This window comes from Rhodopseudomonas sp. NSM, assembly GCF_052445935.1.
In the GTDB taxonomy this organism is placed as follows: Bacteria; Pseudomonadota; Alphaproteobacteria; order Rhizobiales; family Xanthobacteraceae; genus Rhodopseudomonas.
Genome location: NZ_JBQTCH010000004.1, coordinates 312,373 through 338,719 on the forward strand (window position 1 = coordinate 312,373; position 26,347 = coordinate 338,719).

Here is a 26,347-nt window from a genome sequence, read left to right on the forward strand (position 1 = left end):
CGGACCGACCTCTCCCCGCGCGCGGGGAGAGGTTGCTCAGTGCTGGTTGCAAAACAGCAGCAGGCAAGAACATAGAGCTACTCATTGCCTCCACTGTGGCGGCCGAAGCGCTTGTAGATGCGTTGCATCAGGGTATCGGCGACGTCGCGATAGGCGGCGAGCTTCTGCTCGCGGCTGCCTTCGACGCCGGTGGGATCGAAGGTCGGCCAGTATTCGACGTCGACCGCGCTGGTGCGCGTCAGCTCCAGCGCCTTGTGATGGGCCTCCGGCGACAGCGTCACGATCAGGTCGACATTCAGCCCCTCGTAGTCCTCCAGTTCCTCGAAGGTCATCGGCTTGTGCTTCGAGATGTCGAGGCCACGCTCGGCCATCGCCGCCACCGCGAACGGATCGAGTTCGAGCTTCTTCACGCCGACCGAACGGACATACATCGTGCGCGGCGCGATGCTGCGCAGCAATCCTTCGGCCATCGGCGAGCGCACGCTGTTCATGCCGCAGGCGAACAGAACCGCTTGCGGCTGCCGCGCTGGCGCCATCAGGTCAGGCTCGCTTCGACAGGCGGACCACCCCGATCATCCGCCTCAGCCCTTCCAGTGCAGCACGGAAATCAGCGTGAACAGCCTGCGCGCGGTTTCGAAATCGATCCGCACCTTGCCGGCGAGGCGTTCTTGGAGCGTGCGCGAGCCTTCGTCGTGGATGCCGCGGCGGCCCATGTCGATGGCTTCGATCTTGTCCGGCGTCGCGGTGCGGATCGCCTGATAGTAGCTGTCGCAGATCATGAAGTAGTCCTTCACGATGCGGCGGAACGGCGACAGCGACAGCAGATGCGCCACCACCGGCGTGCCGTCCTCGCGGCGGATGTCGAACATCAGCCTCGAGCCGGTGATGCCGATATGCAGCGTGAACGGGCCCTCGCCCGCGCCTTCCGGCGCGAACAGGTTCTTCTCGACCAGATCGTAGATCGCGATCGCGCGCTCGTGCTCGATGTCCGGTCCGGACCGCCCGATCGATTCCTCGTCGAGCGTCACCGCCACGATGCGATTGTTGGAATCGTCTGGTTGCGAGGTGCTCATCGCCGATTCAGACGCAGTCCCACCGAGCGCGCGTGAGCATCCAGACCTTCGGCGTGGCCGAGCGTCATCGCCGCCGGACCCAGCGCGGCGAGCTGCTCGGGGCCGCATTTCAGGATCGAGGTGCGCTTCATGAAGTCGAGCACGCCGAGACCCGACGAGAACCGCGCCGAACGCGCGGTCGGCAGCACGTGATTGGAGCCGCCGACATAGTCGCCGATCGCCTCCGGCGTGTGCGCGCCGAGGAAGATCGCGCCGGCATTGCGGATCTTCGCCGCGAACGCTTCCGGATCGGCGGTGATGATTTCGAGATGCTCGGCGGCGATCGCGTCCGCGAGGCCGACCGCGTCGTCGAGCTTCGCGACCTTGATGATCGCGCCGTAGGCCTCCCACGATGCGCGGGCGATCTCGGCGCGCGGCAGCGTTGTGAGTTGCGCCGTCACGGCGCGTTCGACGGCGTCGGCGAGTTCGGCGTCGTCGGTGATCAGGATCGACTGCGCATTGGCGTCGTGCTCGGCCTGCGCCAGCAGGTCGGCGGCGATCCAGTCCGGATTGCCGGTGCTGTCGGCGACCACCACCACCTCGGACGGGCCGGCGATCATGTCGATGCCGACGCGGCCGAACACCTGCCGCTTGGCGGCGGCGACATAAGCATTGCCGGGGCCGACGATCTTGGACACCGGCGCGATCGTGGCGGTGCCGTAGGCCAGCGCGGCCACCGCCTGCGCGCCGCCGACGCGGTAGATCTCGGTAACGCCGCCGAGCGAAGCGGCGGCCAGCACCAGCGGATTGAGCTTGCCGTCCGGCGACGGCACCACCATCACGACGCGCCCGACGCCGGCGACTTTGGCCGGAATCGCGTTCATCAGCACGGACGACGGATACGCCGCGGTGCCGCCGGGCACGTAGAGCCCCACGGCATCGATCGCGCTCCAGCGCCAGCCGAGCTCGACGCCGAGCGCGTCGGTGAAGCGGTCGTCCTTCGGCAATTGCCGGCGGTGGAAGAATTCGATGCGGTCGCGGGCGAATTTCAGCGCCTCGACGGTCGCGGGATCACAGGCCTGCACTGCGGCCTCGATCTCGGCCGCAGTGACGCGCAGGCCGGCCGCGTCCAGCGTCAGCCGGTCGAACTTCGCGGTGGCCTCCAGCAGCGCCGCATCGCCGCGCGCCGCGACGTCGTCGACGATGGCCCGCGTGGCGGCCTCGATATCCGCCGCGACCTCGCGCTTCATGGCCAGGAAGGCCTTGAATTGCTGAGCGAAATCGGTGCTGGCGCTGTCGAGACGAACTGGCATTGGAAGCTTCCGGAGTCACAAAGGCCCACAAGGCCGCGAATGCTCAATGGCGCGCCGACCTACCGCCGTCAACCCTTATGCCTCAAGGGTTATGCCGGACCTGCCGGACGGCTCCGATCCGACCGGCAAGGCGGTCTCAGGCGAGACCGCCGAGGTCCTCGGGAGAGTCGCTCCCGGCAGCGTCGGCGCCGAGAGGGTCAGGCCCGAGATCGGTCAGCGCGCATTCGAGGCACTCAACGTCGAGCCGCAGCATGCCCCCGCGGGAAAACATCAGCACCACGCTGCCGGCCGGCGCTTCCTGCGCCGGATAGAACTCGATCCCGATCATTTCGAGCGCGGTCTCCGGGGTATCGATCGCGATGTTGCGCGACTTGCAGGCCAGCACCCGATCGAATCGCAATGCCGCGATCAGCCGGCCGGGGACTGGCGCACCCGACAGCGTCTGCTCCCAGTCGAGCCGGTGCAGCCCGACCACCAGCCGTTTCTCGGCCTGGCGCCAGACGATGTCGCCGGTTTCGACGCTGGCATCCTGGACGTGCGCCGAGATCACGGCGAGATCGTCGGGATCCAGAGCGAGCAGCTTCAACTGGCCCAAGGCAGCCCCCGCGGCATGGTTCATCCGCTGATGCGCTCGATGCTGGCGCCGCAGGCGGAGAGCTTCTCCTCGAGCCGCTCAAAGCCGCGGTCGAGATGATAGATCCGGTTCACCATGGTCTCGCCTTCGGCGGCGAGCGCCGCGATCACCAGCGACACCGAGGCGCGCAGATCGGTCGCCATCACCGGTGCGCCGCGCAGCCGGGCGACGCCGTCGATGGTCGCGGTCTCGCCGTCGAGCTGGATGCGGGCGCCGAATCGCGCCAGCTCCTGAACGTGCATGAAGCGGTTTTCGAAGATCGTTTCGGTGATGTGCGAGGCGCCCTTGGCGCGCGTCATCAGGGCCATCAATTGCGCCTGCAGATCGGTCGGGAAGCCGGGAAACGGCGCGGTGGAGACCGTGACCGGGCTGATGCCGGCACCGTTGCGCGCGACCCTGATGCCGTCATTGTTGACCGTGATGGTGGCGCCGGCCTCCGTCAGCACATCGAGCGCCGACTGCAGCAGCTCGGGCCGGGCGCCGGAGAGTTGCACCTCGCCGCCGGTCATCGCCACCGCCATCGCATAGGTGCCGGTCTCGATCCGGTCGGGCAATACGGTGTGGCGCGCGCCGTGGAGCTTGGCCACGCCCTCGATCAGGATGCGGGGCGTGCCGGCGCCGGTGATTTTCGCGCCCATCTTGTTGAGGCAGTCGGCGACATCGGTGATCTCCGGCTCGCAGGCCGCATTGGCGATGATCGTCGTTCCCCGTGCGAGCGTCGCCGCCATCAGCGCGACATGGGTGCCGCTGACAGTCACCTTGGGGAATTCGATGGTCGCCCCCTTCAGGCCGCCGGGCGCCTTGGCGACGACATAGCCGGCGTCGATCGACAGCTCGGCGCCGAGCTTTTCCAGCGCCATGATCAACAGATCGACCGGCCGCGTGCCGATGGCGCAGCCGCCGGGCAGCGACACCTTGGCCTCGTGCATCCGGGCCAGTAGCGGCGCGATCACCCAGAAGCTCGCGCGCATCTTCGACACCAGCTCATAGGGCGCGGTGGTGTCGATGATGTTCTTCGCGGAGATATGCAGGGTCTGGCCCTGATATTCATGGTCGCCGGGCCGTTTGCCGGCAGCCATGATGTCGACGCCGTGGTTACCGAGAATCCGCTGCAACTGGGCGACGTCGGCGAGGCGCGGCACATTGTCCAGGATCAGCGTTTCATCGGTCAGCATCGCGGCGATCATCAACGGCAACGCCGCGTTCTTGGCGCCCGAGATCGGGATGGTGCCGTGCAGCTTGTTGCCGCCGATAATCCGAATGCGATCCATACCGATTCCCGCTGTTTGCCGTGGAGTTATACGGCAGGAGCGCCGCTGATGGCAAAAGCGTGGCGTTTGAGGCGATTTCATGAGCGGCGGCTGCGATCAGCCGCAATCGCCCATGAATCAACGGACGGTCAGCCACCCGTTGATTCTCTGGTCGACGGTGCGCTGCTCTACCAGCGGTCGCCGTAGGTCCTGAAATCCCGCCGCCTCGGCTCGCGGAAGGAGACGCGCGGATTGACGTTACAATCCGCCAACCGGCCGGACGCCGCCGCCATGCACTGCCGGTAAGACGCATAGTTGCAATCGCCAGGATAGCCGTATCCCGGCGACGTCAGGCAATAGGCGTAATCGCGAGCTTCGGCCGGGGCAGCGGCAAACAGGCCGCCTGCGACGATCACCGACGCCAGCGCGGCCCCCCGCGACCGGGAGCCCAGGTGCTTCAAACTGTGTTTCATCTGTTTTTCTCCGTGATTGTCGACAAACCCGGCGGCCTCGCCCGCGTTCCTCGGCACACCCTCTACGCGGTCATATGTCACTGCGGCCCGCCCGACGCCAGCCTCAGACCGATGACGTGCAGTTCCTTCGGAACGGAGCACCATTCGTACCGTTGATCAAGCTCTGCACTGACAATACGAAAACCGATCAATGGAGGTTACATGAAGTCCCGAATGTCCAAGATTACCGGTATCGCCGCCGCCGCCCTGCTGGCCACGACGCTTGCTGCGGCGGCTCAGGGCCAGACCGATTCGCGCGGCAACGCGATGGGCTCGAAGAATGTCGGCAGCGGCCAGCCCAGCACCATGGCGCCTGCGGCGAAGGGCACGATGGCCCCGGGGGCGACAACGGGGATGAGCGGCAAAGGCATGAACGGCGCCAATCACCCGACCCCGTCGTCCACCCAGGGTGACGTCGGCCCGCGCGGCAACAACAACGGGACGCAGACCGGAACCGGGCGCTGATCAGCGATCCCGTACCGCTCTGGACAGTCCAGATCGACCACAACGGCCCCGGCATCTCGCCGGGGCTTTTGTTTGGAGGCTCGAGGCGCGGACTTCGGGCACAGGGAGGTGACGGTTCGTCCGAATCTCAGGCGAAGCGCTGGGCCGGATGGCCGCGGCGCAGCCCGGCAATGATAGCGACGACGAAGATCAGCAAGGCGATCACCTGCGCCGCCAGAAATGGCGGTTCGTTCTGGTTCGGCGCGATGTCGCGCAGCGGGCCGATCTTCTGGAATATCTGAACGATCAGCACGAAGACGTTGAGATACAGCGACAGCATGGCGGTGACGACGTAGACCGCACGCCATCGCCCGCCGAGACGAAAGCCGTAATACGCGATCACGGCGGCGGCGAGCAGCACCAGCGAGATGATCCCGACGATGTGCGACGGCAACAGCTGAAAGAACGGGAACAGAAACCCCGTCACGCTGGTGAGGATGGTCGTCACGAGAAACAGCGCCGTCCAACCTGGCAAGAATCTGAACCTGAGCAGCCCGGCCATCGCAACAAACCCGGCGACAATCGCGATCAGACTGATGACCGTGTGAACGAGGGTGAACGTCGCCAGACTCATCCCGAGGACCATGGCGCACTCCTGCGACTGCCTGTCACTCCTATAGCATGATCGACATCATCTTTCCAGAACTTGTTATCAGCCGCCACTGCCTCGATCGGCGGCACCGTGCCGTCGGCGCAGGCAGCGGTGATAACTACTTCACCGGCTGTAGTGAATCCGCAAGGAAGCCGTGCAGCGCGGCGACCACCTGCGCGCCCTCGCCGATCGCGCCGCCGACCCGCTTGACCGACCCCGAGCGCACGTCGCCGACCGCGAACACGCCCGGCACCGACGTTTCGAGCGCTTGTGCCGGCCGCTGGCGGAGATCCCCGGAAGCTGCGCCGGTGATCACGAAGCCGGCGCGGTCGAGTGTGATGCCGCAGCCGTCGAGCCAGCCGGTGGCCGGGTCGGCGCCGACGAACAAGAACAGATTGCGGACATCCATCGTCGCGTCTTCACCGGAGAGGCGGCTGCGCAATGTGACCCGCTCCAGACCGCCATCGGAACATCCGTCCACGGAGACCACTTCGGTGTTGAAAACCAACTCGATATTCGCCGTCGATTCGATCCGTTCGATCAGGTAGCGGGACATGCTGGAAGCGAGGCCGCCGCCGCGGATCACCATATGGACGCGCGCCGCATGCGTCGACAGATACACCGCGGCCTGCCCGGCGCTGTTGCCGCCGCCGACCAAAATCACCTCCTGATTCTTGCACAGCCGCGCCTCGATCGGTGACGCCCAATAGTACACCCCGCGGCCATCGAACGCGGCGAGATTGGCAATTTCGGGACGGCGATAGCGCGCGCCGCTGGCGACGACGATCGCACGGGCGCGCAGCGCTGCGCCGTCGTCGAGCGTCAGCGCGAAGGTGCCGTCGTCACTGCCGCATTCGAGCGTCTTGACCTCGACCGGGATCATGATGTCGGCGCCGAACTTCTGGGCCTGGTTGAAGGCGCGCGCGGTCAGCGCGTGGCCGGAAATGCCGGTCGGGAATCCGAGATAGTTCTCGATCCGGGCGCTGGCGCCGGCCTGTCCGCCGAACGCGCGCTGATCGCAGACCGCGACCGACAGGCCCTCCGACGCCGCATACACCGCGGTCGACAAGCCCGCGGGGCCGGAGCCGACGATGGCGACGTCGTAGACCTTGCCGGGGTCGAGCTTGCCGATCATGCCCATTGCGCGGGCGAGTTCGGCCTCCCTCGGATTCCGCAGCACCGTTCCGTCGGACGCCACGACCAGAGGCAGATCGTCGGGGCCCGGCGAAAAGCGCGTCACCAGATCGGCAGCGTCGCGATCCGTCGCGGGGTCGAGCAGATGGAACGGCCAGCCGTTGCGGGTCAGGAAGCCCATCAGCCGGACGGCATCGGACGACATCGCGGAACCGATCAGCACCGGCCCGCCGACGCCGCCCTGGATCAGGTTGACGCGGCGCAGGATCAGCGCCCGCATGATGCGCTCGCCGAGATCCGCCTCGGCGACCAACAGCGCCCGCAGCCGCTCCGGCGGAATCAGCAGACATTCGACGTCACCATCGGCGCGGCCATCGACCAGGGAGACGCGGCCGGCCAACTGGCTGATTTCGGCGAGAAATTGTCCCGGTCCCTGCTCGACGATCGGGGTGACATGGCCGAGCCCGTCGCGCTGGGTGACGGCGACATGGCCCGCCAGAACCACGAACATGCCCGGGCCGATCTTGCCGGTTTCGAACAGCATCTCGCCATCGGCGAACCGCCGGATCTGGCCGAAGCGACGGATCCGCTCGATCTCGGCCGACGTCAGCACCGGAAACGTCTGGTCGTAGCGCGGATAGACCCGCTCCACGCCCTCGAGGTCCGCCCCGTCAATCTCATCGCCGGTCATCGATGTCGTCCTTCGGCCTGCAATGCTGTCGCATCAGGTCGCGTCATCTGCTTTCCCGATCGCGATGTCTTGAACGAATCCGGCGTCATCGCCCGAGTCCTTCGTCTGGTCTGCCCGGCCGCGCGCCTGCAGCTTGCGACGCTTCAAATTCTCGCGCAACGCATCCCGCAGTCGCGCCTGACGGGTGGTGGCCCCCTGCAGCGGTCGGATAGGCGTATCGTTCATGGCGTGCTTTGCTCGAGACCTTCGGCGACCGTCGCCTCGATCATTGTTTGGTCGCTGATCTGCATTTGAATCATCGATTTCGGAGAGATGGAATGTCCGATCACACATATGCGCTGGCGGCAGCGTCGCAACGCACCATCGCGGGCTGGCACCAGGCTCTGCCAACCGGCGACGCGGACGCTTTGCGGAAACTGCTGTCCGAACAGGTGACGTTTCATTCGCCCGCAGTGCAGTCGCCGATCCAGGGCCGCGACGCATCCTTGCTGGTTGTGGTCGCGGTCGCCAGCGTGCTCGATAATTTACGCTATCGACGAACATTCGTCGCAGGACCTTGCGAGGCTGCGCTCGAATTCAGCGCCGATATCGGACAATTGCACCTCACCGGCATCGATCTGATGCGTCTTGGCGAGGACGGGCTGATCGAGGAGTTCGAGGTGATGATACGGCCGCTGAAAGCGCTGTCGGCAGTCGCCGAGGCGGTCGGGAGCCGGATCGGACCGCGACTGCTGGAAATGAAGCTCAAACCAGACCCGGGCTAAAGTCGCATCCCGTCAAAGCGCTGCCGCCCTGGCGGCATCCCTTTGTTATCCATCGCGCTTTGCAGAACGGCGCATTCCGGACGACCGTTGCTTTTTCACCGCCCTGAACGCGCGGCACGCTTGCGCCCGCGGATGCCCTGTGGCAAGGATCGGCCCGTCGCACGGGGCCGTCGAGGCTGATTCCCGCAGCGGCTTATGCTGCCGTAGCTCAGTGGTAGAGCACTCCCTTGGTAAGGGAGAGGTCGTGAGTTCGATCCTCCCCGGCAGCACCAGCGCATTGGCGCTTCTAGGCCACCGATCTAATTGACGATTAAGCGCTTTTTCTGCGGGGGCGGCGTTCTTCGACAGCCGGCACGGTTCGCTTTGCCGAACAGGGCATGACCTCCTGGTCGAACATCGCGTCCGCGGCGCGGTTCGACTGCGAGACGATGCAAAACTGTTCGACGTTTGTTCGCAACCGATGATCCGGCCGCTATCGATCCCCCTGGCGGCGGGTGACCGCCGGCATCTCTCCTCCAGACGAAAGGCCCGGCGTCACCGCCACTGCTTCTCCTCGGCTGACCATGCCCAGCCCGGCAGCTTGCCGGGTTTGCTGAATGCGGTCACGACATTCCCGAGCAGGCGCGACACGTTGTTGTCGAAGTTCTGGTAGGGCAGCGACTGGCTGAAGGCGATCGACCCCGTCGAGAACACCGCGCCGTCATTCGGGGCGGTGAAGTACACCATGTCGGCGCGCACGCGATAATCGTGCGATCCCGACAGGCCGGGATAGGGATAGAGCACTTCCTCGACCACGGTCTGGTAGTTGTCGCTATGTCCGCCGGACGATGCGACGATCAGCGAATGCGGCGGCGTGCCGAGCGTCAGATCGTAGCGGTCGATCTCGATGCCGCCGGCGGCGCCCTGCGCCAGACCGAAATCGCCGATGATTTCGCCCTCGATGCCGTCCATGATCCATGACACACGGCGGTGCCAGCTGTCCGGCATCCGCCGGAACGGCCGCGCCGAATCGAAACCTTCCGAGATGAAGCCGACGCCGAAGATCTTCTGCGGCGGCCGCCCCAGATCCTTCCACAGGCCGCTCTTCTGGCCGGTCGTCGCCAGATAGTACTCGCCGGGGCGGGCCTGCCACGCACGCATGCCGGAATTCAGCTTCCGCACTTCCATGCACCACGGATCGTCGCTGTGGTAGCCCACGTTCCAATAGAAACCGTTGCCGCCGAGATAGATGAAACGGCCACCCGCCGCGATGTAGTCCTCGGTCGCGTCAAGCATCGCTTCGGAGGTGTATTCCGGATGCGTGCCGCTCAGCACGACATTGTAAGGCTTCAGCGCATCGACGCCCTCGCGGTGAAGATCCTCGTCGGTCGTGATCTCGTAGTCGTAGCCCATGTGTTCGAGCCAGGCGATGATCGACAGATCGGCGGGGAACTGCCAGGTCACGCCCATCGACGACATCCGCGCCTTCGGCCGCATGTTCAGGATCGGTCGGCGATAGGTGCTGTAGCAGACCCCGGCGCCATCGGCGTGATGATCATACAGCGACAGGCCGAATTCGGCGGTCTGGTACAATTCGATGTCGACCTCGGAAAGGATCGGCGACTGCCCCGCCAGCGGCTGCATGATCTCCGCGTCGAAGCTCAGATGCTCGTTGGCATAGGCCAGGTAGCTGCCCGTCGGCACCAGGAACAGGATGGGCGCTTTCGGCGTCACCGGCCGGACGAAGAACACGACGTATTCCTCGCGCATCCCCTTGGCGTCGCCGGTGCGCAAGCGGAAGGCGTAGGCGCCGCTGCGTAGATCAGGAAGCTTGATCGACCGCGTCAGTTCCCACTTGCAGTCGATGATAGCGTCGTCGTGAAACTCGATGCCGCCATATTGCTCCGGCGCCAGCCGGAAGCAGTCGTCGCGGCCCTGCCAGTTGAACCCGGTCTGGGCGCGGACGGGGCGATTATATCCGATCGCATGCAGGCCATACGGCCCGCCATCGATCACCTGATCTCCGATGCCGTTCGCGGTGTAGCCCTGCGTGGTGTCCCAGAACGCCACCAAACCGTTCTGCGGCGGGGCCCCGTTGTCGCGATAGCGGTCGAGTTCCTCCCGCGTCAGCACGCGATCGAACACCGACGGCCGGTCGAGCTTGCCGTTCAGACACTGGGTGACGAAATCGCCGCGTAGCGTGTGGTGATCGCGCGCGCCGGCGAGCAGAAACGGCAGGTCCGGCGGGTTGACCGGCCGGAAGCGCAGCGTCTCGCGCACATGCGAGCGGAAATCGACGTTGGCGACCTTGCTCAGCAGCGAATTGTAGCGGGTCGACACGCCTTCCTGATACAGCGTCGCGACGCCGGTGGTCGCGTCGAACGTCGCCGCCACGAAGTACCAATTGTCCTTCAACACCGGCACTTCAGCGTCGAGATAATCGACCTCGTGGCCGTCGCCGAAGCCGAATTCGAGGAAGCCGTCGGGATTGAGCCACAGGCCGTAGCCGCGATTGCCGAAGGCGTCCCATCGCCCCAGCAGGCACTGGCGACGGCCGCCGCCCGGGCTGTTGGCATTGACGAAAGTGCAGAGACTGAAGCTGCCGTCCAGCGCGAGGCGTCGCTCCGGATCAGCCACTGTGAGATACGAGCCGACCTGGGTGAACTGCTTGCGGACGCGCCACACCCCGTTGGCCTCGCAGGCGATCTCATCCTCGCGATAGCCGGGGCCGGCCGGATGCGCGTCGCCGTGGATCAGGCGCACCAGTTGCGCATCGACCACGTCGGTGCCGTCGGCGTGAACGTAGAACGAGATATCATCGCCTGGCTTGACCGATATCTTGTCGGCGTATCCGAATATTTTCTTCTCGGCCATGGTGTACGGCTTCTCCGGCGACTGAACTAAATGGCATCAAGTTTCGAGCAGATCCTGCACGCGACGCAGGAACAGCGCGTGATAGGCCTCGTCCGGCGTCTCGTAGTTGCGGTCCTCGACCATCCGCGGCGCGGTGCCGCGATGACCCGACAACGCGACGATGCGATAGGCCTTGAATTCCTCCAGCACCATGATCGCGTATTTGTCGATCTGGCCCTGGCGGCGGAAGTAGATCAGGAGCCGCTCCAGCGCTTCGCTGTGCTGCCCGAGCGGCTTGGATTTGTGTTCGGCAATCACCGCGTCCGACACCAGGCGCTTCAGGAAATCGCGCTGCATCTTGTCGAAGCGGCGGAAATAGACCTGGTCCTTGTCTTCCATTTCGGTTGCTTCTTCCGGCAACATCTCGCCACCTTTCTCCGCTCGGGTTGACCGTCGCTCGCTCTTCTTCTTGTCGCGCCAGGCCCGGAACTGCGCCTTGATTCCGAACAGGCCGCCGCGCAGGAACAGCACGACGCCGAGCATGATCGCGCCGATCAGCACGAAGCGCAGCGGGCCGAGTTCGATCAGCACGCGGTCGATGAAGACGACGATCAGCGTTCCCGCCACCGCGCCCTCGGCGCGGCCGATGCCGCCGATCACCAGCATCGCCAGCGACAGCAGCAGCGTGTCGAACGAGAACAGATTGGGCGACGCGCCGCCGAAATGGACGGCGTAGAAGCCGCCGATGAAGCCGAGTGCCGCCGACGAGATCAGGAACACCATGATGCGCGCGCGGATGAAATCGACGCCGCAGGCCTGCGCGAAGCCTTCCTTCTTCTCCTGCGCCATCCGCAGCAGCCGCCCGAGCCTCTTGCCGTCGACGAAGCGGTAGAGCGCCAGCGCGAGGATCATCACGAACAGCGCGACGTAGTATCCCAGCAACAGCCGGTTGGATTGCGACAGCCATGCCGGCAGATAGCTCGGCGCCCCGTACAGCCCGCCGGTCGCCGAGCCGAACTGGCGCGACTGCACCACATAGACGCGGCACAGTTCGACGACGCCGAGCGTCAGCAGCGCGTAGTAGAAGCCGTCCAACCGCATCGCCGGCAGCGCGATCAGGACGCCGAACGCCAGCCCGATCAGCATCCCCGCGAACGGCAGCACCCACCACGGCAGCCCCAGCGTGATCGCCATATAGGTCGTGCCATAAGCCGCCGCCCCGACCACCGCGTAGGTCGCGAGCGAAAAGATGCCCGCGGTTCCCACCACCAGCATCCAGCACAGGTTGATGGCCGCGTAGATCGCGAACACCGACGCCGCCGACATCGCCGTGTTCCAGAGATTTCCGGGCACGAACAGCGGCATGACGATGAACGCCGCGATCGCCAGCATCCACCAGATCGGCCGCTTGTCGACGATGGTCTTCTCGCGACGCATCGTCTTCGGATTGTATTCGCCCTGGATATTCAGAACGCGCCGGCGCGTCGGCCAGTACCGCGTCCGCGTCCACAGCGCGCCGCCGTGGCCCGGCCATTTGTAGTAATAACGAAGCCGGCCGACCGGATACATCTTCGGCCGGAATCGCGTGGTCTCGTCCCACGTCACCTGATGCGACAGATACGGGTTGGTGACGACCTCGCGCGCCGGGGTTTCCGGATGCTGGGAGTCGGTCGGGTCGATCCAGATCGGAGCTGTGGTGTCGACCATCTTATGCCTCGCGCGCCTTGTCGAGAATGCCGGCGATGCCGCGCGGACGGATCAGCAGAACGATGATGATGAGCAGGAACTGCGTGATCAGGACGTACTGGCCGCCGAGGAAGGTCGCCGTCAGCGACTCGTTCACGCCGAGCATGATCGCGCCGATGATCGCGCCCGGAATGCTGCCGAGACCGCCGACCAGCGCGATGCTCAGCCCCTTGATCATCGGCGTGATGCCGCTGAACGGCGCCACGTAATAGGTCTGCGCCAGCAGCACCGAGGCGAGGCCGGCAAGCGAGCCGGTCAGCGCCATCACATAGATGCTGGTCCGGCGCACGCCGATGCCGACGATCGAGGCCGCGTGCGGGTTCATCATCATGGCGCGGATCTCGAGGCCGCGGCGGCTCGACCGCATCCACATCAGGATCAGCGTCAGCAGCAGGATCGCCGACAGCGTCGCGCCGAGCTTGTCCGAGGTCACGATGATGCCGAAGATGTCGGCGTTCCAGTTGCCGAACAGCCGCGGCAATGATTTCGCCCGCGGCCCGAAGCACCACAGCAGGATCTGGTTGCCGACCAGGCTGATCGCCAGCGTCGCAATCAGCGCGCGCAGCGGAAAATTCGGCTTGTCGTGGATCGGAATGAACGCGAGCAGGCAGACGATCAGCCCGCCGAGCGCGCCGGTCAGGATGCCCGCGGCCAGCACGACCGCCGGAAACGGGCTGATATAGACGCTCGCCATCCACGCGCCATAGCCGGACAGCGCGAAGATGAAACCGTATGCCATGTTGACGAGGCCGAGGCTCGACCAGGTGACGGAGATGCCGATCGCCAGCGTGCCGTAGATGCAGGCCAGCGTGATCGCATTGGTGACGATGTAACCCCAGTTCATCCGGCGCGCTCCGTCGACATGGACTTCGACGCCGACGCTTCGCCCTTCAGCTTGCCGGCGTGCATCCCGATGATGCGATCGACGCTGCCTTCGAGCAGCGCGACGTTCTGCTCCGCGATCACCATCGCCGAGCCGCCGAGTTCGACCGCCATCAGCGCAGCCACCACCGATCGTCCGATCTTCGGCGCGAGACCAAGCGACGGCTCGTCGACCAGAAACAACTCGGCGTCGGACATCAGGCCACGGCCGATCGACACCATCCGCCGCTCACCGCCGGACAGGCGGCCCACCGGAATCTTCATCAGCTTCTCCAGCGGCGGGAAGATCTGCAGAATCCTCTTTTTGCGGATGCCGCGCTCGGCCCAGGCGCGCTTGGTGAAGGCGCCGCTGTCGAGATGCTCCTCGACCGTCAGCCCGTGAAAGATCTCGTCGCCCTGCGGAATCAGCGCCAGTCCACGCCGCACGATCAGGTGCGTGTATCGACCCGGTCCCTGGCTGCGGGTGCGGCCGACCTCATAGCCGTTGAGCTTGATCGATCCGCGCTGCCAGCCGGTCAGTCCCGCGATCGCCTGAAACAGCGTCGACTTGCCATGGCCGTTGAGCCCGACCAGCCCGATCCGCTCGCCCGCGAACACGGTGAGATCGAGGTCGTGAATCACACGCATCGGCCCCCAGCCGGCGGATAGTCCCTGGACGTCGAGCACCGCGGGACGCACCGCGCCTGTTTCGGAGACGCTCATCAATGCAGCCCCCCGCCGGCGTCGGTCTCGAAATACGCAGCCTTGACGCGCGGGTTGAGCAGAATTTCGGCAAGCGATCCTTCGGCGATGGTCTCGCCGGCATCCATCACCAGCACGCGATCGGCGATCGTATCCAATAGCTCCATCCGGTGCTCGATCAGCACGATCGCGATGTTCAGCTCCTTGGCGAGCACCCGCATGATATCGTCGAGCTCGTCGATCTCGGAATTGATCAATCCCGCGGCCGGCTCGTCCATCAGCAGCACCGAGGGCCGCCGCATCAGCAGGCAGGCGATCAGCAACTTGCGGCGGTTCAGCGTGTCGAGCCGGTCCGCCATCATCGCGCCCGGGATGCGGAAGCCGACGAGCCCCGCGCCCCATTCGGAATCGTCGGGGGTCAGATACGGCCGGTAGGCCTGCCGCGCGGCTTTGAGCACCTGCGCGACGGTCATGTCCTCCGGCACGATCGGGGTCTGATAGGTGCGGCCGATGCCGAGACGCGCCCGCCGGTGCAGCGGGAGCGCGGTGATGTCGCGCCCGTCATAGGTGACCTTGCCGCTCTTCGGCGAGATCCGCCCCGACAGCACCTCGAACAGGCTGGTCTTGCCGGCGCCGTTCGGCCCAATGATCCCCATCACCTCGCCCGGCTTCACTTCGAGCGAAATTCCGCGAAGGATCGAACGTCCGCCGAGATCGAGACCGATCTGATCGCAGGAGAAGATCGCGGAGGTGGTCATCGTGAACGATCCGACGTCACCACCACGGCGCCTTCTGCAGCTTGTTTTCGGTCAGCACGTCCGGATAGATGATCTTGTGCTCGTTGTTCTGAACCTGGAAGAACAGCTGGGCCATGCCCTTTTCGAGGTCAGCGGCTCCGATCGCATCTCCCGTGTCCGGATAGTGCGCACACTCCTGATAGGGATTGTCCATGCTCATGAAACCGCAGACGCCGCGATAGGGGTTCTTGCGGATCCAGTCGCTGACACCCTTGAAGTTGGACGGATCGCCCACCGCTTCCCACGCCGCCTTGAGATAATACGTCGTGTCGTAGCCGTTGCCGGTGTAGCAAAGCCCCATGATGCCGGGGAAACGCTTCTTGTATTTGGCGCGGAACGCCTTGCCCTTTTCGTCGGCATAGACGCCGAGCACGGTGCTCCAGACGAAGCCTTCAGCGGCGGGCCCGGACAATTCGAGGAACTCGGGCTGCGACGGTCCGTATTGCAGATAGACGAGTGCGCCCTTCAACGGATCGGCGCTGTACTGCTTGACGAAGGCCGCGTATTCGGCGGCGACCCAGTGATCGATCATCACGGCGCCGGCGCCGATCTTCTTGATTTCCTGAATGACCGTGCCCCAGTCCTGCACCGGATACTGGATGTCGGTAATGCCCGCGAGCTTGAATTCGCTCTTCGGCAGCGACGCCTGCAGCGCCTTGGAAATCGTCTGGTTGTAGGCGATCTGTTCCTGGACGATGTGGACGCCGTTGTTCAACGGCTTCCAGCCCCCCTGCTCCTTCATCGCCTTCAGAAACACCGGGAACGTATGCCCGTAATGCACTTCAGACGGATCGGTCTGGAAGATGTGCGCATATTTGTCGGGCTGCTTTGCAACCAGCTCGGTCATGTTGCGCTGGGTCAGGCCCCACAGGAACGGCGCCTTGTAACGCGCCGACACATCCGCCACCGGGACCGGCGTGAAAACGAAGGCGCAGGACATCGCATGCACCTTGGCGTCGATCAGCTTGTTGATCGCGACCTGCCCGCTTTCGGGGGACAGCGGGTCGATATCGACCACGACCGGCTTGATCTGGCGCCCGAGGACGCCGCCGGCGGCGTTGATTTCCTCGAGGGCCAGCGTTGTTCCGTTGAGATAGTCCTGATGGTCCGCCACGCCCGCCTGAGCAGTCTGGGCGGTCGGAACGCCGAGCAGGATCGGGTCGGCTGATGCTGCACGCGTCACGCCGGACACGAAGGGAGCAGGAAAAGCGGCAGCAGCCGTGCCGGCTGACGCAAGGTGAAGCAACTTTCGACGTGAGACCTTGCTGACCATCAGACCTCTCCCTGGCGAGCGTCACGCGAACGCCCTGTTTCCGACCGGGACATCCTAGGTAACTGATCAAATTTTGGTCTTTCACTGCAAAGCACTGTCTCTACAATCCCAGCGCACTGCTAACCGCCCCAGCGCTTCGCGACCGCTGACTGCACGGCACGCTTCTTGCGTTTGCTGCATCTGTTCCGGGAGATCCTGCTCAATCGAGGTCGTCGCGATGACTCGAAGGAATCACTACTCCACCGGCGCGCTGTCCGGATCGGAGAGCATTGCCGCATGGCGCCAGGCCATGGCGGAGGTGTACTACCGCCTCGATATTCAGGCCCGCCACGACGATCGCGTAGTCGGCGAACTGACCGATGTCCAGTTCGGCTCGATGGGTCTTTCGAACTTCAAGGCCGATGCGCAGCGCGTGATCCGGCGAAAGGAATCGGCGAAGATCGACGGGTCTGAAGACTTCGTCTTCCTGTTTCCCACCCGAAGGGGGCTGCAGTTCGAACAACGCGGACGTTCCGGACTGGCGATGCCGGGCGGCGTGTTTCTTCTCAACTCTGCCGAAAATTACGTCATCGACGTTCCCGACGGCTCCGAGAACATCACCATCAAGATCGACCGTCGCCTGCTGGTCGACCGGGTCAAAGGCATCGATGGGCTGTGCGCATCGATGAACATTGCAAACCCGCAACTCGTGCCGGTTGTAACCACGCTCGGCGCGCAACTGCTCAACCTGCCGCCGGGCGAACATGCCGACCGGCTGCAGCAATCGGTGATCGATCTGATCTGCCTGATGCTGGACCTGCGGGAATCGCCACAGGACAAGTCTTTCATCCGACAGACGCTCGCCTCCTCGCTCTACAACCGGATCGTCAGCTATCTCGAACGAAACCTTCAGGACCGCGACCTGTCGCCCGATCAGGCGGCGCGCGAGCACAAGATCTCGGTCCGCTACCTCCACAAGATCTTTCATTCTCACGGGACGTCGTTCGGCCAGCGGCTGCTCGAGGTCCGATTGCAGCGTGCCCACGGGCTCATCTCGAAACATGGCCGGACCGGCAACATCAACCTCGGCCAGGTCGCCTACGAATGCGGCTTCACCAGCCAATCCTACTTCTCGACCTGCTACCGAAGGCGGTTCGGCGTCACGCCGCGCCAGACCGGGCGATCGGATTCGGATTCAGGACAGATGCGCCAGCCCGCCTTGATCGACGCGATGCAGGGCGGAGACCGATGACGTAACCCCCTCGCGGCCGAACTCGTCACGACGGAAACGTGTGGCGCGCGCCGATCGGATAGTCTGATCCTGGTTCCGCGCGAGCGCGGCGCGGTTCCTAACCACGTCGGCTTCCGCCGCCTGTAGGAAGCAGGACGATCTCGGCTCGAAATCCCCGGCGATCGGGGCGATTGCCGGTCTGCAGATCGGCGCCGGTGCGATCCAGCGCCAGCGCCGCGATGGTCAGGCCGAGGCCGCTGCCGATCGCCGACTTGTTGCGACCGCGGAAGAACCGCTGGCCGAGTTTCGGCAACTCGTCCTCCGGCACGCCGGGGCCGGTGTCCTCGATCACGATCGATCGCGGCGATGCGCCGGCGCGCCACCGCACCTCGCCGCCGCCCGGCATGTGCTGGATCGCATTCTCCTGCAGATTGCGGATCGCGAGCTCGAGACACTCGCGATTGCCGCTCCACGTTACGCCGGCAAGGTCGTCGTCGATCACGACGGTGACGCCGTCGGGTCGCGGCGTCATCCGCGCCACGTCGTCGATCAGCGACCGGATCGCGACGCTGCCGTGATCGTCGGTCTCCGCCTGTGCGTCGAGCCGCGCCAGCGTCAGCAACTGGCGCACCAGCCGCGTCGCGCGATCGACCGCCACCAGAATCTGCTGCAGCGCCGCCCGCGCGACAGCCGGATCGGTGGTCGCCAATGCGACCTGCGCCTGGGTCTTGAGCCCGGTGAGCGGACTGCGCAGCTCGTGCGCCGCGAACGCTGTGATCTCGCGCTCATGACGCCGCGCCAGCGCGACCTTGTCGAACAGGGTGTTGAGCGCGTCGGCGAGCGGCATCACTTCGGAGGGCGTGCGGCTGGCATCGACCGGGCGCATGTCGTCGGCGTCGCGGCCGACCAGATCGGAGGCGATCACCTGCAGCGGCCGCAGTCCGCGGCCGACGCTGATCCAGATCAGCAGGCCGAGCAGTGGCGCGATCAGCAATGCCGGCCACAGCAGCCCCTTGACCAGATCGGCGACCAGCCGGTCGCGCAGCCCGAGCCGGTCGCCGACCAGCACGCGAAAGCCTCTGGCGGCATCCTCCGTCGCATAGACCCGCCAGGTTTCGCCGTCGATCTGCCGATCGGAAAATCCCGCGCCCTGATCGCTGAGACTCCGATCCGGCGCTCCGCTCGACCGCGCGATCAGCCGGCCCTGCACCGACCACACCTGGCAGGACAGTTGCCGCTCGTAATTGCCGGGCGTCGCCGGCGCCGACGCAACATCCGGCAGCGCCTCGGGGACGCGGCCCTCCATATTGCCGACCAGCGAGACGACCATGCGGGCCGCCTCCTGCAGCCGCGCATCGAGCACGTGCTCCAGCTCGCGCTGGCTGCTCGTGTAGATCCACGTCACCGCGGCGATCCAGACGATGCCGGTGGCGCCGAACAGCACCAGGAACAGGCGAAGACGCAACGATCCGATCATAGCGGTCTCATCCGATAACCGACGCCGCGCACGGTCTCGATCGCGGCGCGCCCGAGCTTGGCGCGGAGATTGTGGACGTGGACTTCGACGGCGTTGCTTTCGACCTCGTCGCCCCAGCCGTACAGCCGCTCCTCGAGTTCGCCGCGCGAGCGCAGCACGCCGGGCCGCTCCATCAGCGCGTGCAGCACCGCGAATTCGCGGCGCGACAGCGGCACCGGCGCGCCGTCCAGCGTCGCATTGTTGTCGGCGGGAAACAGCCGGATCGCGCCGTGTTCGAGGCAGGTCGCGGCGCGGCCGTCGCGGCGGCGGATGATCGCGCGCAGCCGCGCGCCGAGTTCGTCGAGATCGAACGGCTTGCCGAGATAATCGTCGGCGCCGGAGTCGAGCCCCGCGATCCGGTCGCCGACCTCGTCGAGCGCGGTCAGCAGCAGCACCGGCGTGGTGTCGCCGCCGGCGCGCAGCTTGCGCAGCAGATCGATGCCGCTGCCGTCGGGCAGCATGACGTCGAGCACGACGGCCGAGAACGTGTTGGCGGCCAGCGCGGCCGCCGCATCCTCGCAATTCGCGACGCAATCGATGCTCGCACCGGCCAGCGTCAGCCCGGCGCGGATGCCATCTGCGATCATCGCATCGTCTTCGACCACCAGAATTCTCATCGCAAGCCGATCTCCACGCCCCTGCTCTCGGCCGCGCGCCTTAAGGCTGGCTTAAGCTGGGCGACGACACTGCCGCTATTCCATCCAGGCCCCGGGGAACCATGGCAGTCCGACTCTTCCGCATGCTCATCCTGCTCGTCGCGATCGCAGCGGGAGGCGGCACGGCGCATGCCGCCGGTCCGGCCAAAACCGCACCGTTCCAGTTCGGCGTCCAGCCCGGCGCCGACGGCGTCGACCTGACCTGGCGGATCGCCCCGGGCGACTATCTCTACCGCGACAAGATCGTCGTCACCACCGCCGACGGCGCCCGCGTCGCGCTGCGGACGCCGGCCGGCGAGGTCAAGGACGATCCGAATTTCGGCATGACCGAGGTCTATCACCACAGCCTGACCGCGACGATTCCGGCCAATGCGGTGAACGGCGCGAGCCGGCTGACGGTGAGCTATCAGGGCTGCGCCGAGCGCGGCATCTGCTATCCGCCGGTGACGGCGAGCGTGGATCTCGGCACCTATCAGGTGTCGGTCGGCGGCGGCGCGACGCCGAGCGCGAGCCCGGCCTGGCCCTCGGACATGCCGGCGCTGCCGGACCTCGCTGAGCCTGCGGAGACGCCCGCGCCCTTCGCGGCTTCGGTGCTGCCGTCGATGACGCAAGGCTGGCTGCCGCTGCTGCTGGCGTTCGCCGGTTTCGGGCTGCTGCTCGCCTTCACGCCCTGCGTGCTGCCGATGGTGCCGATCGTCGCCGGCATGCTGACGCGGTCCGGCCCCGACATCTCGCCGGCGCGCGGCTTCGCGCTGGCCTCGATCTACACGCTGGCGATGGCAACAGCCTATGCCGCCCTCGGCGTCGCGGCGGCGTGGTCCGGGCAGAACCTGCAGAGCGCCTTGCAGGCGCCGCTGGCGCTGGCGGTGATGGCGTCGATCTATGTGGCGCTGGCGCTGTCGAGCTTCGGCCTGTTCGAGCTGCAACTGCCGGCGCGGTTCGGCGGCGACCTCGCCGGCCGCCTGCACGGCCGCGCCGGGCCGTTGCTCGGGGCCGCCGCGCTCGGCTTCACCTCGGCGCTGATCGTCGGGCCCTGCGTGACGCCGCCACTCGCCGCGGCGCTGCTCTATGTCGCGCGGACCGGCGATACGCTGCGCGGCGCGGCGGCGCTGTTCGCGCTCGGGCTCGGCATGGGTTTTCCGCTGATCCTGGTCGGGCTGTTCGGCGCCGGCGTGCTGCCGCGCTCGGGGCCGTGGCTGGTGACGATCCGCCAATTGTTCGGCTTCGCCTTTCTCGGCCTCGCGGTGGCGTTGATTGCGCGGGTGGTGCCGGGATCGGTGGTGCTGCTGCTGTGGGCCGGCCTCGCCATCGGCCTCGCCGCGTTTCTCGGCGCGTTCGACCGGCTCGCGCCGCGGGGCGGCGCGACGCGGCGTTTCGGCAAGGCGGCGGGCGTCGCCGTCTTCGTCTATGGCGCGACGCTGATCGTCGGCGCCGCCGGCGGCAGCGACGATCCGCTGCGGCCGCTCGCGGTGTTCGGCGCCGACCAGCCTGCGGCGACGGCGATCTTCGCCCGGACGGTGACGTCGATACCCGCGCTCGATCAGGCGATCAGCGACGGCCGCGCGCGCGGCAAGCCGATCATGATCGACTTCTCCGCCGACTGGTGCACCTCGTGCAAGACGATGGAGCGCGACGTGTTCGGCGATCCCGCGGTCCGGCGGCGGCTGAACGACGTCACCCTGATCCGCGCCGACGTCACCCGGACCAACGCCGAGACCGCGGCGCTGATGAAGCGCTTCGACGTCGTCGGGCCGCCGACGGTGGTGTTTCTCGACCGGCAGGACGGCCACGAAATCACCGCCGCCCGCACCATCGGCGAGGTGTCGGCCGACAGTTTCTTCCAGACGCTGCAGCGCATCGGCGCGGCGTCCTGACGACCATCCACCATCTTCCAACAGGAGCATTCCATGAACCGCAGACAATCCCTGATGATCCTCGGCGCGCTCGCGACCGTGCCGCTGATGAAGTTCTTCAGCGCGCCCTCGGCCTGGGCGGAGGGCGTCGACGTCAAGGCGATCCTGAGCGACCCGGATGCGCCGGAGGCCGGCAATCCGAAGGGCAACCTCACCATCGTGACGTATTTCGACTACAACTGCCCGTTCTGCAAAAAATCCGAGCCCGATCTCGAAAAAGTGGTGCGCGACGACGGCAAGATCCGGCTGGTCTACAAGGACTGGCCGATCCTGAGCGAGGCATCGGTGTACGGCGCGCAGATGGCGCTGGGCGCGAAGTATCAGGGCAAGTATCAGGCGGCGCACGACGCGCTGATGGCGATCCCCGGACGCGGGATCTCCAAGGACCAGATGCGCGACGCCGTCGCCGCCGCGGGCGTCGACATGACGCGGCTGCAGAGCGACCTCGGCACCCATGGCGACGCCATCACGGCGCTGCTGCGCCGCACGCTGTCGCAGGCCGACGCGATGGGGCTGCAGGGAACGCCGGTGTACCTGATCGGGCCGTACAAGGTCGCCGCCGCGCTCGACGCCGCCGCGTTCAAGAAGGTGGTCGATCAGGCCCGCGCCCGCCCGCCCGCGAAGTGACCGGCGTGGAACTTCAGCCGCCGATGTCCGTCCGGTCCTGGTTCACCCTCGCCGCCGTCGCCGTCACGCTCGGCGGCTGCGTCACCCAATCCGAGGCCGAACTGAATCCCGGCCCGCCGAAGAGCATGGTGGGGGCCGCGGTCGCGGCGCGCTATGCGGCGATCGACACCGACAAATACCCGATCGCCGGCATCGAGCCGGACGAGCTGCAGCCGGCCTATGTGCGGCAACTGGTGGAGTACAAGACCGACGAGCCGCCGGGGACCGTCGTGGTCGATCCGCACCGGCGCTTTCTCTATCTGGTGATGGAAGGCGGCAAGGCGCTGCGCTACGGCGTCGGCGTCGGCAAGGCCGGGCTGGAGTTCAGCGGCACCGCCCATGTCGGACGCAAGGCCGAGTGGCCGCACTGGACCCCGACCAAGAACATGATCGCGCGCGAGCCGCAGCGCTACGGCAAATGGGCGAAGGGCATGGACGGCGGCGCCGCCAATCCGCTCGGCCCGCGGGCGCTGTATCTGTTCAAGGACGGCAAGGACACGCTTTACCGGATTCACGGCACCACCGAGCCCGAGACCATCGGCAAGGCGGTGTCGTCGGGCTGCATCCGGATGCTGAACCAGGACGTGATCGATCTTTACGGCCGCGTGCCGAAGGGCGCCAAGGTGGTCGTCAAATAGCGGCGCGCCCGATCGGGTCGACGCGCAGCGCTCAGCCGAAAATATCCGTGGTCATGCCGATGTACCAGCCGGCCGCCTCGCGCGCCTGCTTGGCGCGGAGCTCCGCGCTTTCGTCGAGCTGCGAGGTGTAGGGATCGGACATCACGATCCTGCCGTCCTGCGGCGCGTAGCGGGCGCCGTTCTTGATCGCGTCGTCGGGGGCGATGTCGCTCCAGCAATGATTGGTGAAACGGATCGGCATCCGCCGCTCGCCGAGCAGCTCGGCGCGCAGGATCATCGCCGCGCCCTTCGCCTCGTTGTTGGCGGCGAAGCCGGATTTCGGAAACTCACCGCCGGTCGCGGAATCGCCGATCACCTGGATCGACGGATCGATCAGCGAGGTCATGGTCTCGGCATTGACCGGACAGAAGCCGCTGTCGTCGGCGAGGCCGGCGTCGCGCGCGAGCTTCCCCGCGATCTGCGGCGGGATGACGTTGACCAGCGCCGCCTTGTGGGTCTCGAAATCGGTGGTCACGGTCATCGCCTTCGGATCGACCGCCTTGATGCCGCCGTGGATGGTGGGGTCCTGCCATTCGATCATGCCGGGGTAGTGGCGCTCCCAGCCGTCGATGAACAGCGTCTGCATCGCGAAATGATCCTTGGCGTCGAGAATCACGATGCGAGCATTCTTCACGCCCCGGCTCTTCAGCGCATACGCCATCATCGAGGCGCGCTCGTAGGGCGCCGGCGGGCAGCGATACGGATTGGGCGGCGCGATGATCACGATCAGCGCGCCGTCGGCGAGCGCGTCGAGTTTGCTTTTCAGCAGCTTGAACTGCGCGCCGCCGCGATAGCCGTGCGGCATCGCCTCGGCGGCGGCTTCGGAATAGCCCGGCACGGCGTCCCAGCGGAAATCGATGCCGGGCGACAGCACCAGCCGGTCGTAGGACAGCCGCGCGCCGCTGGCGGTGCGCACCTGCCTGGCGTCGCGGTCGATCGCCGTGACGCTGTCGAACACCATGCCGACGCCGCGCGCGGCGATGCCCTCGTAGCCGTAGCTCAGCGTCTCGAACGGCTTCAGCCCGCCGAGATACAGGTTCGACGTGAACGGCGTGACGTAGCTGCGGTTGGCTTCGACCAGCGTCACCTCGACGGCATCGTCGCCGTGGCGCAGATACTTCGCCGCGGTGGCGCCGCCGGCGCCGCCGCCGATCACCACGACCTTCGGCCGCGCTTTGGCGATCGCCGGACAGGCGAGCAACGCGGCGGCGGCCGCGGCGCCGCGGATCGCGTCGCGGCGACTGATCAGGATCGGTTTCGGCACGTGATGTCTCCGGACGAAAAGGCGAGCCGGCGCAGTGCACCGACTCGCGCGCTCTCAGGTGAAGATGTCGGCGGTGATGCCGGCATACCAGCCCATGTTCTCCTCGGCGGTCTGGAAGCGAAGCCCTGCGTCTTCCCCGGTCTTGGAGACGAAGCCCTCGACCTCGGCGATGGCGCCGTCCTTCGGTTCGTAGCGGCCGCCGACCTTGACGGTGTCGTCCTTCGCCAGCACCGACCAGCAGGTGTTGGCATAGCGCGCCGGGAAGGTGCGCGAACCGGTCAGTTCGCCGCGCACCGCGTTCGCCACTACCTTGGCGTGGCTGTTGGCGGCGAATGCCGATTTCGGCATCGCGCCGGCGATCGCCGCGTCGCCGAGGACGTAGATGTTCGGATCGATCGCGGATTTCATGCTGGCCGCATCGATCGGACAGTAACCGGTCTGATTGGCGAGGCCGGCATCGCGCGCGATTCTGCCGGCCATCTGAGCCGGGATGACGTTGACCATCGACGCCTTGATGGTCTCGAAATCGGTGGTCACCGTCATCGCCTTGGGATCGACCGACTTGACGCCGCCGTGCATCTTCGGGTCCATCCACTCGACCATGCCGGGATAGTGCTTCTGCCAGCCCTCCTGAAACAGCGCCATCTTGGAGAACTTGTCCTTCGGATCGATCACGATGATCTTCGACTTGGTGTGACCCTTGGCCTTCAGCACCTTGGCCATCACCGAGACCCGTTCATACGGTCCGGGCGGGCAGCGGAACGGATTCGGCGGGGCCAGCATCACGATGGTGGCGCCGTCCTCCAGCGCGTGAAGCTGCTTCTTCACCAGCAACGTCTGCGCGCCGGGTTTCCAACCGTGCGGCATGATTTCGGCGGCGGCCTCGGAATAGCCGGGCACCGAATCGAACTTGATGTCGATGCCGGGCGCGACCACCAGCCGATCGTAGTTCAGCGTACTGCCGTCGGCGAGCCGGACCTGATTGTTGTCACGGTCGATCGCCGCCGCCATCTGCCGGACGTGCTTCACGCCGTAGCCACCGAGCTTGTAGGGGTGGGTGATCGATTCCATGCTGCGCATGTCGCCGAGGAACAGGTTTGAATGGAAGCAGGTGATGAATGCCTCCAGCGGCTCGACCATGATGACGTCGATCGCGCCCTGCGAATCGCGCGCGACGTATTTCGCCACCGTCGCGCCGCCCGGTCCGCCGCCGATCACCACGACGCGCGGTTTGGCCTGCGCCCGCAATACGCCGGGCATCGCGATGAGACTTGCGGCCAGCAGGCCGGTCGAGAATTGGCGTCTGTCGATGGTCATTTCTTCCCCTCCATGGTCGATGTGAATGCGCGGACGTCCCCGGTCCGGTCGGTGTCGCGCTCGTTCTTTTCTTGTTCGAGGCTGCCGAAGTAGCTCGCGAGCGCAGCGATCTCCTCGTCATTGAATTTGGCGGCGATCGCCCGCATCACCTGGTTGTCGCGGATCTTGCCGCGATATTCGGTGAGCGCTTCGATCAGTTCAGGCTCGGCGCGGCCGACGATCGACGGAATCCCGTCGAATCGTCCGCTGAGCTGATGGCAGGTGACGCATTCGCTGGAGAGATATTCGCCGAGCTCGCGGTCGCCGGCCGCGGCGGCGCTCGCCGCGACGCACAGCGCCACGCCGGCGGCGGCCGCGCGCAGCGCCGCGGACACGCCGCGCACTGAACGCTTCGCGCGCATCGTCCGCGCGGCACGCGGCGGCGCCTGGCCGGTCATGGCCATTCTGCTTCCTCCCAGACGTTTCCTGTCT

At 66.1% G+C, this 26,347-nt stretch carries 26 protein-coding genes and 1 tRNA gene; 7 read left to right on the top strand and 20 right to left on the bottom strand.

Annotated features, from left to right (window positions below; genetic code table 11):
* Positions 1–77: 77 nt before the first annotated feature.
* The 6 genes from ACTZWT_RS13415 to ACTZWT_RS13440 form a co-directional block, all read right to left on the bottom strand.
* On the bottom strand, positions 78–536 hold the full coding sequence (locus ACTZWT_RS13415; protein WP_444770173.1) for an arsenate-mycothiol transferase ArsC: 459 nt from the start codon (positions 534–536) through the stop codon (positions 78–80).
* Positions 537–581: 45 nt separating this feature from the next.
* Complete coding sequence (locus ACTZWT_RS13420; protein WP_444770174.1) at positions 582–1,073, bottom strand: UPF0262 family protein; 492 nt, start codon at positions 1,071–1,073, stop codon at positions 582–584.
* Positions 1,070–2,365 (bottom strand): histidinol dehydrogenase, encoded by a 1,296-nt coding sequence (gene hisD / locus ACTZWT_RS13425; RefSeq protein WP_444770175.1) that lies wholly within the window; start codon positions 2,363–2,365, stop codon positions 1,070–1,072. Before hisD ends, ACTZWT_RS13420 begins: the two co-directional genes overlap by 4 nt.
* Positions 2,366–2,501: 136 nt before the next feature.
* Positions 2,502–2,960, bottom strand: coding sequence for a DUF2948 family protein (locus tag ACTZWT_RS13430; protein ID WP_444770176.1), 459 nt, complete (start codon positions 2,958–2,960; stop codon positions 2,502–2,504).
* Between the two features lie 20 nt (positions 2,961–2,980).
* Complete coding sequence (murA, locus tag ACTZWT_RS13435) at positions 2,981–4,270, bottom strand: UDP-N-acetylglucosamine 1-carboxyvinyltransferase (RefSeq protein ID WP_444770177.1); 1,290 nt, start codon at positions 4,268–4,270, stop codon at positions 2,981–2,983.
* Between the two features lie 167 nt (positions 4,271–4,437).
* Positions 4,438–4,722 carry a DUF3551 domain-containing protein gene (locus ACTZWT_RS13440; RefSeq protein WP_444770178.1) on the bottom strand — a complete coding sequence of 95 codons (285 nt, stop codon included), beginning with the start codon at positions 4,720–4,722 and terminating at the stop codon, positions 4,438–4,440.
* A gap of 201 nt (positions 4,723–4,923) precedes the next feature.
* Between ACTZWT_RS13440 and ACTZWT_RS13445 the strand changes: the two genes are divergently transcribed.
* On the top strand, positions 4,924–5,226 hold the full coding sequence (locus ACTZWT_RS13445) for a hypothetical protein (protein ID WP_444770179.1): 303 nt from the start codon (positions 4,924–4,926) through the stop codon (positions 5,224–5,226).
* 127 nt (positions 5,227–5,353) lie between these two features.
* Here the strand turns inward: ACTZWT_RS13445 and ACTZWT_RS13450 are convergent, their stop codons facing one another.
* The 3 genes from ACTZWT_RS13450 to ACTZWT_RS13460 form a co-directional block, all read right to left on the bottom strand.
* Positions 5,354–5,851, bottom strand: coding sequence for a hypothetical protein (locus tag ACTZWT_RS13450; protein ID WP_444770180.1), 498 nt, complete (start codon positions 5,849–5,851; stop codon positions 5,354–5,356).
* Between the two features lie 124 nt (positions 5,852–5,975).
* Positions 5,976–7,682, bottom strand: coding sequence for an FAD-dependent oxidoreductase (locus tag ACTZWT_RS13455; RefSeq protein WP_444770181.1), 1,707 nt, complete (start codon positions 7,680–7,682; stop codon positions 5,976–5,978).
* A gap of 33 nt (positions 7,683–7,715) precedes the next feature.
* Complete coding sequence (locus tag ACTZWT_RS13460) at positions 7,716–7,907, bottom strand: hypothetical protein (protein WP_444770182.1); 192 nt, start codon at positions 7,905–7,907, stop codon at positions 7,716–7,718.
* Between the two features lie 92 nt (positions 7,908–7,999).
* On the opposite strand from ACTZWT_RS13460, the gene ACTZWT_RS13465 reads away from it, so the two are divergent.
* Positions 8,000–8,446, top strand: a complete 447-nt coding sequence (locus tag ACTZWT_RS13465) for a nuclear transport factor 2 family protein (RefSeq protein ID WP_444770183.1) — start codon at positions 8,000–8,002, stop codon at positions 8,444–8,446.
* 197 nt (positions 8,447–8,643) lie between these two features.
* Positions 8,644–8,718: transfer RNA gene (locus ACTZWT_RS13470), tRNA-Thr, on the top strand.
* Positions 8,719–8,980: 262 nt separating this feature from the next.
* On the opposite strand, the gene ACTZWT_RS13475 is transcribed toward ACTZWT_RS13470, so the two are convergent.
* From ACTZWT_RS13475 to ACTZWT_RS13500, 6 genes are read right to left on the bottom strand one after another with little or no spacing between them, the layout of a single operon-like run.
* Positions 8,981–11,299: a N,N-dimethylformamidase beta subunit family domain-containing protein gene (locus ACTZWT_RS13475; protein WP_444770184.1), complete on the bottom strand. Its 2,319-nt coding sequence runs from the start codon at positions 11,297–11,299 to the stop codon at positions 8,981–8,983.
* 36 nt (positions 11,300–11,335) lie between these two features.
* On the bottom strand, positions 11,336–12,985 hold the full coding sequence (locus tag ACTZWT_RS13480) for a branched-chain amino acid ABC transporter permease (RefSeq protein WP_444770185.1): 1,650 nt from the start codon (positions 12,983–12,985) through the stop codon (positions 11,336–11,338).
* Between the two features lies 1 nt (position 12,986).
* Positions 12,987–13,868 carry a branched-chain amino acid ABC transporter permease gene (locus ACTZWT_RS13485; protein ID WP_444770186.1) on the bottom strand — a complete coding sequence of 294 codons (882 nt, stop codon included), beginning with the start codon at positions 13,866–13,868 and terminating at the stop codon, positions 12,987–12,989.
* On the bottom strand, positions 13,865–14,608 hold the full coding sequence (locus ACTZWT_RS13490) for an ABC transporter ATP-binding protein (RefSeq protein WP_444770187.1): 744 nt from the start codon (positions 14,606–14,608) through the stop codon (positions 13,865–13,867). Before ACTZWT_RS13490 ends, ACTZWT_RS13485 begins: the two co-directional genes overlap by 4 nt.
* Entirely contained in the window at positions 14,608–15,345 is a 738-nt protein-coding gene (locus ACTZWT_RS13495) for an ABC transporter ATP-binding protein (protein ID WP_444770188.1), read from the bottom strand. The genes ACTZWT_RS13490 and ACTZWT_RS13495 overlap by 1 nt, the downstream gene beginning before the upstream one ends.
* 16 nt (positions 15,346–15,361) lie before the next feature.
* Positions 15,362–16,567, bottom strand: a complete 1,206-nt coding sequence (locus tag ACTZWT_RS13500) for an ABC transporter substrate-binding protein (protein WP_444770189.1) — start codon at positions 16,565–16,567, stop codon at positions 15,362–15,364.
* A gap of 163 nt (positions 16,568–16,730) precedes the next feature.
* Here ACTZWT_RS13500 and ACTZWT_RS13505 point away from each other — a divergent pair, with 163 nt between their 5' ends.
* Entirely contained in the window at positions 16,731–17,888 is a 1,158-nt protein-coding gene (locus ACTZWT_RS13505) for an AraC family transcriptional regulator (RefSeq protein ID WP_444770190.1), read from the top strand.
* Between the two features lie 97 nt (positions 17,889–17,985).
* Here the strand turns inward: ACTZWT_RS13505 and ACTZWT_RS13510 are convergent, their stop codons facing one another.
* Together ACTZWT_RS13510 and ACTZWT_RS13515 are read right to left on the bottom strand one after the other, a co-directional pair.
* Positions 17,986–19,344: an ATP-binding protein gene (locus ACTZWT_RS13510; protein ID WP_444770191.1), complete on the bottom strand. Its 1,359-nt coding sequence runs from the start codon at positions 19,342–19,344 to the stop codon at positions 17,986–17,988.
* Positions 19,341–20,000 (bottom strand): response regulator, encoded by a 660-nt coding sequence (locus ACTZWT_RS13515; protein ID WP_444770192.1) that lies wholly within the window; start codon positions 19,998–20,000, stop codon positions 19,341–19,343. The genes ACTZWT_RS13510 and ACTZWT_RS13515 overlap by 4 nt, the downstream gene beginning before the upstream one ends.
* A 101-nt stretch (positions 20,001–20,101) precedes the next feature.
* On the opposite strand from ACTZWT_RS13515, the gene dsbD reads away from it, so the two are divergent.
* The 3 genes from dsbD to ACTZWT_RS13530 are packed head-to-tail and all read left to right on the top strand — an operon-like array spanning position 20,102 to position 23,256.
* Complete coding sequence (gene dsbD, locus ACTZWT_RS13520) at positions 20,102–21,913, top strand: protein-disulfide reductase DsbD (protein ID WP_444770193.1); 1,812 nt, start codon at positions 20,102–20,104, stop codon at positions 21,911–21,913.
* A 33-nt stretch (positions 21,914–21,946) separates the two neighbouring features.
* Positions 21,947–22,579, top strand: coding sequence for a DsbA family protein (locus ACTZWT_RS13525; RefSeq protein WP_444770194.1), 633 nt, complete (start codon positions 21,947–21,949; stop codon positions 22,577–22,579).
* Between the two features lie 23 nt (positions 22,580–22,602).
* Positions 22,603–23,256, top strand: coding sequence for a L,D-transpeptidase (locus ACTZWT_RS13530; protein WP_444770195.1), 654 nt, complete (start codon positions 22,603–22,605; stop codon positions 23,254–23,256).
* A gap of 31 nt (positions 23,257–23,287) precedes the next feature.
* Here ACTZWT_RS13530 and ACTZWT_RS13535 read toward each other — a convergent pair whose 3' ends face one another.
* From ACTZWT_RS13535 to ACTZWT_RS13545, 3 genes are read right to left on the bottom strand one after another with little or no spacing between them, the layout of a single operon-like run.
* Positions 23,288–24,559, bottom strand: a complete 1,272-nt coding sequence (locus ACTZWT_RS13535; protein WP_444770196.1) for an FCSD flavin-binding domain-containing protein — start codon at positions 24,557–24,559, stop codon at positions 23,288–23,290.
* A gap of 54 nt (positions 24,560–24,613) precedes the next feature.
* Complete coding sequence (locus ACTZWT_RS13540) at positions 24,614–25,876, bottom strand: FCSD flavin-binding domain-containing protein (protein ID WP_444770197.1); 1,263 nt, start codon at positions 25,874–25,876, stop codon at positions 24,614–24,616.
* Positions 25,873–26,319, bottom strand: a complete 447-nt coding sequence (locus ACTZWT_RS13545; protein ID WP_444770198.1) for a c-type cytochrome — start codon at positions 26,317–26,319, stop codon at positions 25,873–25,875. The genes ACTZWT_RS13540 and ACTZWT_RS13545 overlap by 4 nt, the downstream gene beginning before the upstream one ends.
* Between the last annotated feature and the right edge of the window lie 28 nt (positions 26,320–26,347).

What these genes read in the sequence shown, in the direction of transcription:
- dsbD (WP_444770193.1), top strand. Translation starts at nt 20,102, where the DNA reads ATGGCAGTCCGACTCTTCCGCATGCTCATCCTGCTCGTCGCGATCGCA.
- ACTZWT_RS13540 (WP_444770197.1), bottom strand. Translation starts at nt 25,876, where the DNA reads ATGACCATCGACAGACGCCAATTCTCGACCGGCCTGCTGGCCGCAAGT.
- ACTZWT_RS13545 (WP_444770198.1), bottom strand. Translation starts at nt 26,319, where the DNA reads ATGGCCATGACCGGCCAGGCGCCGCCGCGTGCCGCGCGGACGATGCGC.
- ACTZWT_RS13510 (WP_444770191.1), bottom strand. Translation starts at nt 19,344, where the DNA reads ATGATCGGATCGTTGCGTCTTCGCCTGTTCCTGGTGCTGTTCGGCGCC.
- ACTZWT_RS13445 (WP_444770179.1), top strand. Translation starts at nt 4,924, where the DNA reads ATGAAGTCCCGAATGTCCAAGATTACCGGTATCGCCGCCGCCGCCCTG.
- ACTZWT_RS13440 (WP_444770178.1), bottom strand. Translation starts at nt 4,722, where the DNA reads ATGAAACACAGTTTGAAGCACCTGGGCTCCCGGTCGCGGGGGGCCGCG.
- ACTZWT_RS13530 (WP_444770195.1), top strand. Translation starts at nt 22,603, where the DNA reads ATGTCCGTCCGGTCCTGGTTCACCCTCGCCGCCGTCGCCGTCACGCTC.
- hisD (WP_444770175.1), bottom strand. Translation starts at nt 2,365, where the DNA reads ATGCCAGTTCGTCTCGACAGCGCCAGCACCGATTTCGCTCAGCAATTC.
- ACTZWT_RS13480 (WP_444770185.1), bottom strand. Translation starts at nt 12,985, where the DNA reads ATGGTCGACACCACAGCTCCGATCTGGATCGACCCGACCGACTCCCAG.
- ACTZWT_RS13420 (WP_444770174.1), bottom strand. Translation starts at nt 1,073, where the DNA reads ATGAGCACCTCGCAACCAGACGATTCCAACAATCGCATCGTGGCGGTG.
- ACTZWT_RS13465 (WP_444770183.1), top strand. Translation starts at nt 8,000, where the DNA reads ATGTCCGATCACACATATGCGCTGGCGGCAGCGTCGCAACGCACCATC.
- ACTZWT_RS13495 (WP_444770188.1), bottom strand. Translation starts at nt 15,345, where the DNA reads ATGACCACCTCCGCGATCTTCTCCTGCGATCAGATCGGTCTCGATCTC.
- ACTZWT_RS13485 (WP_444770186.1), bottom strand. Translation starts at nt 13,868, where the DNA reads ATGAACTGGGGTTACATCGTCACCAATGCGATCACGCTGGCCTGCATC.
- ACTZWT_RS13515 (WP_444770192.1), bottom strand. Translation starts at nt 20,000, where the DNA reads ATGAGAATTCTGGTGGTCGAAGACGATGCGATGATCGCAGATGGCATC.
- ACTZWT_RS13525 (WP_444770194.1), top strand. Translation starts at nt 21,947, where the DNA reads ATGAACCGCAGACAATCCCTGATGATCCTCGGCGCGCTCGCGACCGTG.
- ACTZWT_RS13450 (WP_444770180.1), bottom strand. Translation starts at nt 5,851, where the DNA reads ATGGTCCTCGGGATGAGTCTGGCGACGTTCACCCTCGTTCACACGGTC.
- ACTZWT_RS13490 (WP_444770187.1), bottom strand. Translation starts at nt 14,608, where the DNA reads ATGAGCGTCTCCGAAACAGGCGCGGTGCGTCCCGCGGTGCTCGACGTC.
- ACTZWT_RS13475 (WP_444770184.1), bottom strand. Translation starts at nt 11,299, where the DNA reads ATGGCCGAGAAGAAAATATTCGGATACGCCGACAAGATATCGGTCAAG.
- ACTZWT_RS13455 (WP_444770181.1), bottom strand. Translation starts at nt 7,682, where the DNA reads ATGACCGGCGATGAGATTGACGGGGCGGACCTCGAGGGCGTGGAGCGG.
- ACTZWT_RS13415 (WP_444770173.1), bottom strand. Translation starts at nt 536, where the DNA reads ATGGCGCCAGCGCGGCAGCCGCAAGCGGTTCTGTTCGCCTGCGGCATG.
- murA (WP_444770177.1), bottom strand. Translation starts at nt 4,270, where the DNA reads ATGGATCGCATTCGGATTATCGGCGGCAACAAGCTGCACGGCACCATC.
- ACTZWT_RS13460 (WP_444770182.1), bottom strand. Translation starts at nt 7,907, where the DNA reads ATGAACGATACGCCTATCCGACCGCTGCAGGGGGCCACCACCCGTCAG.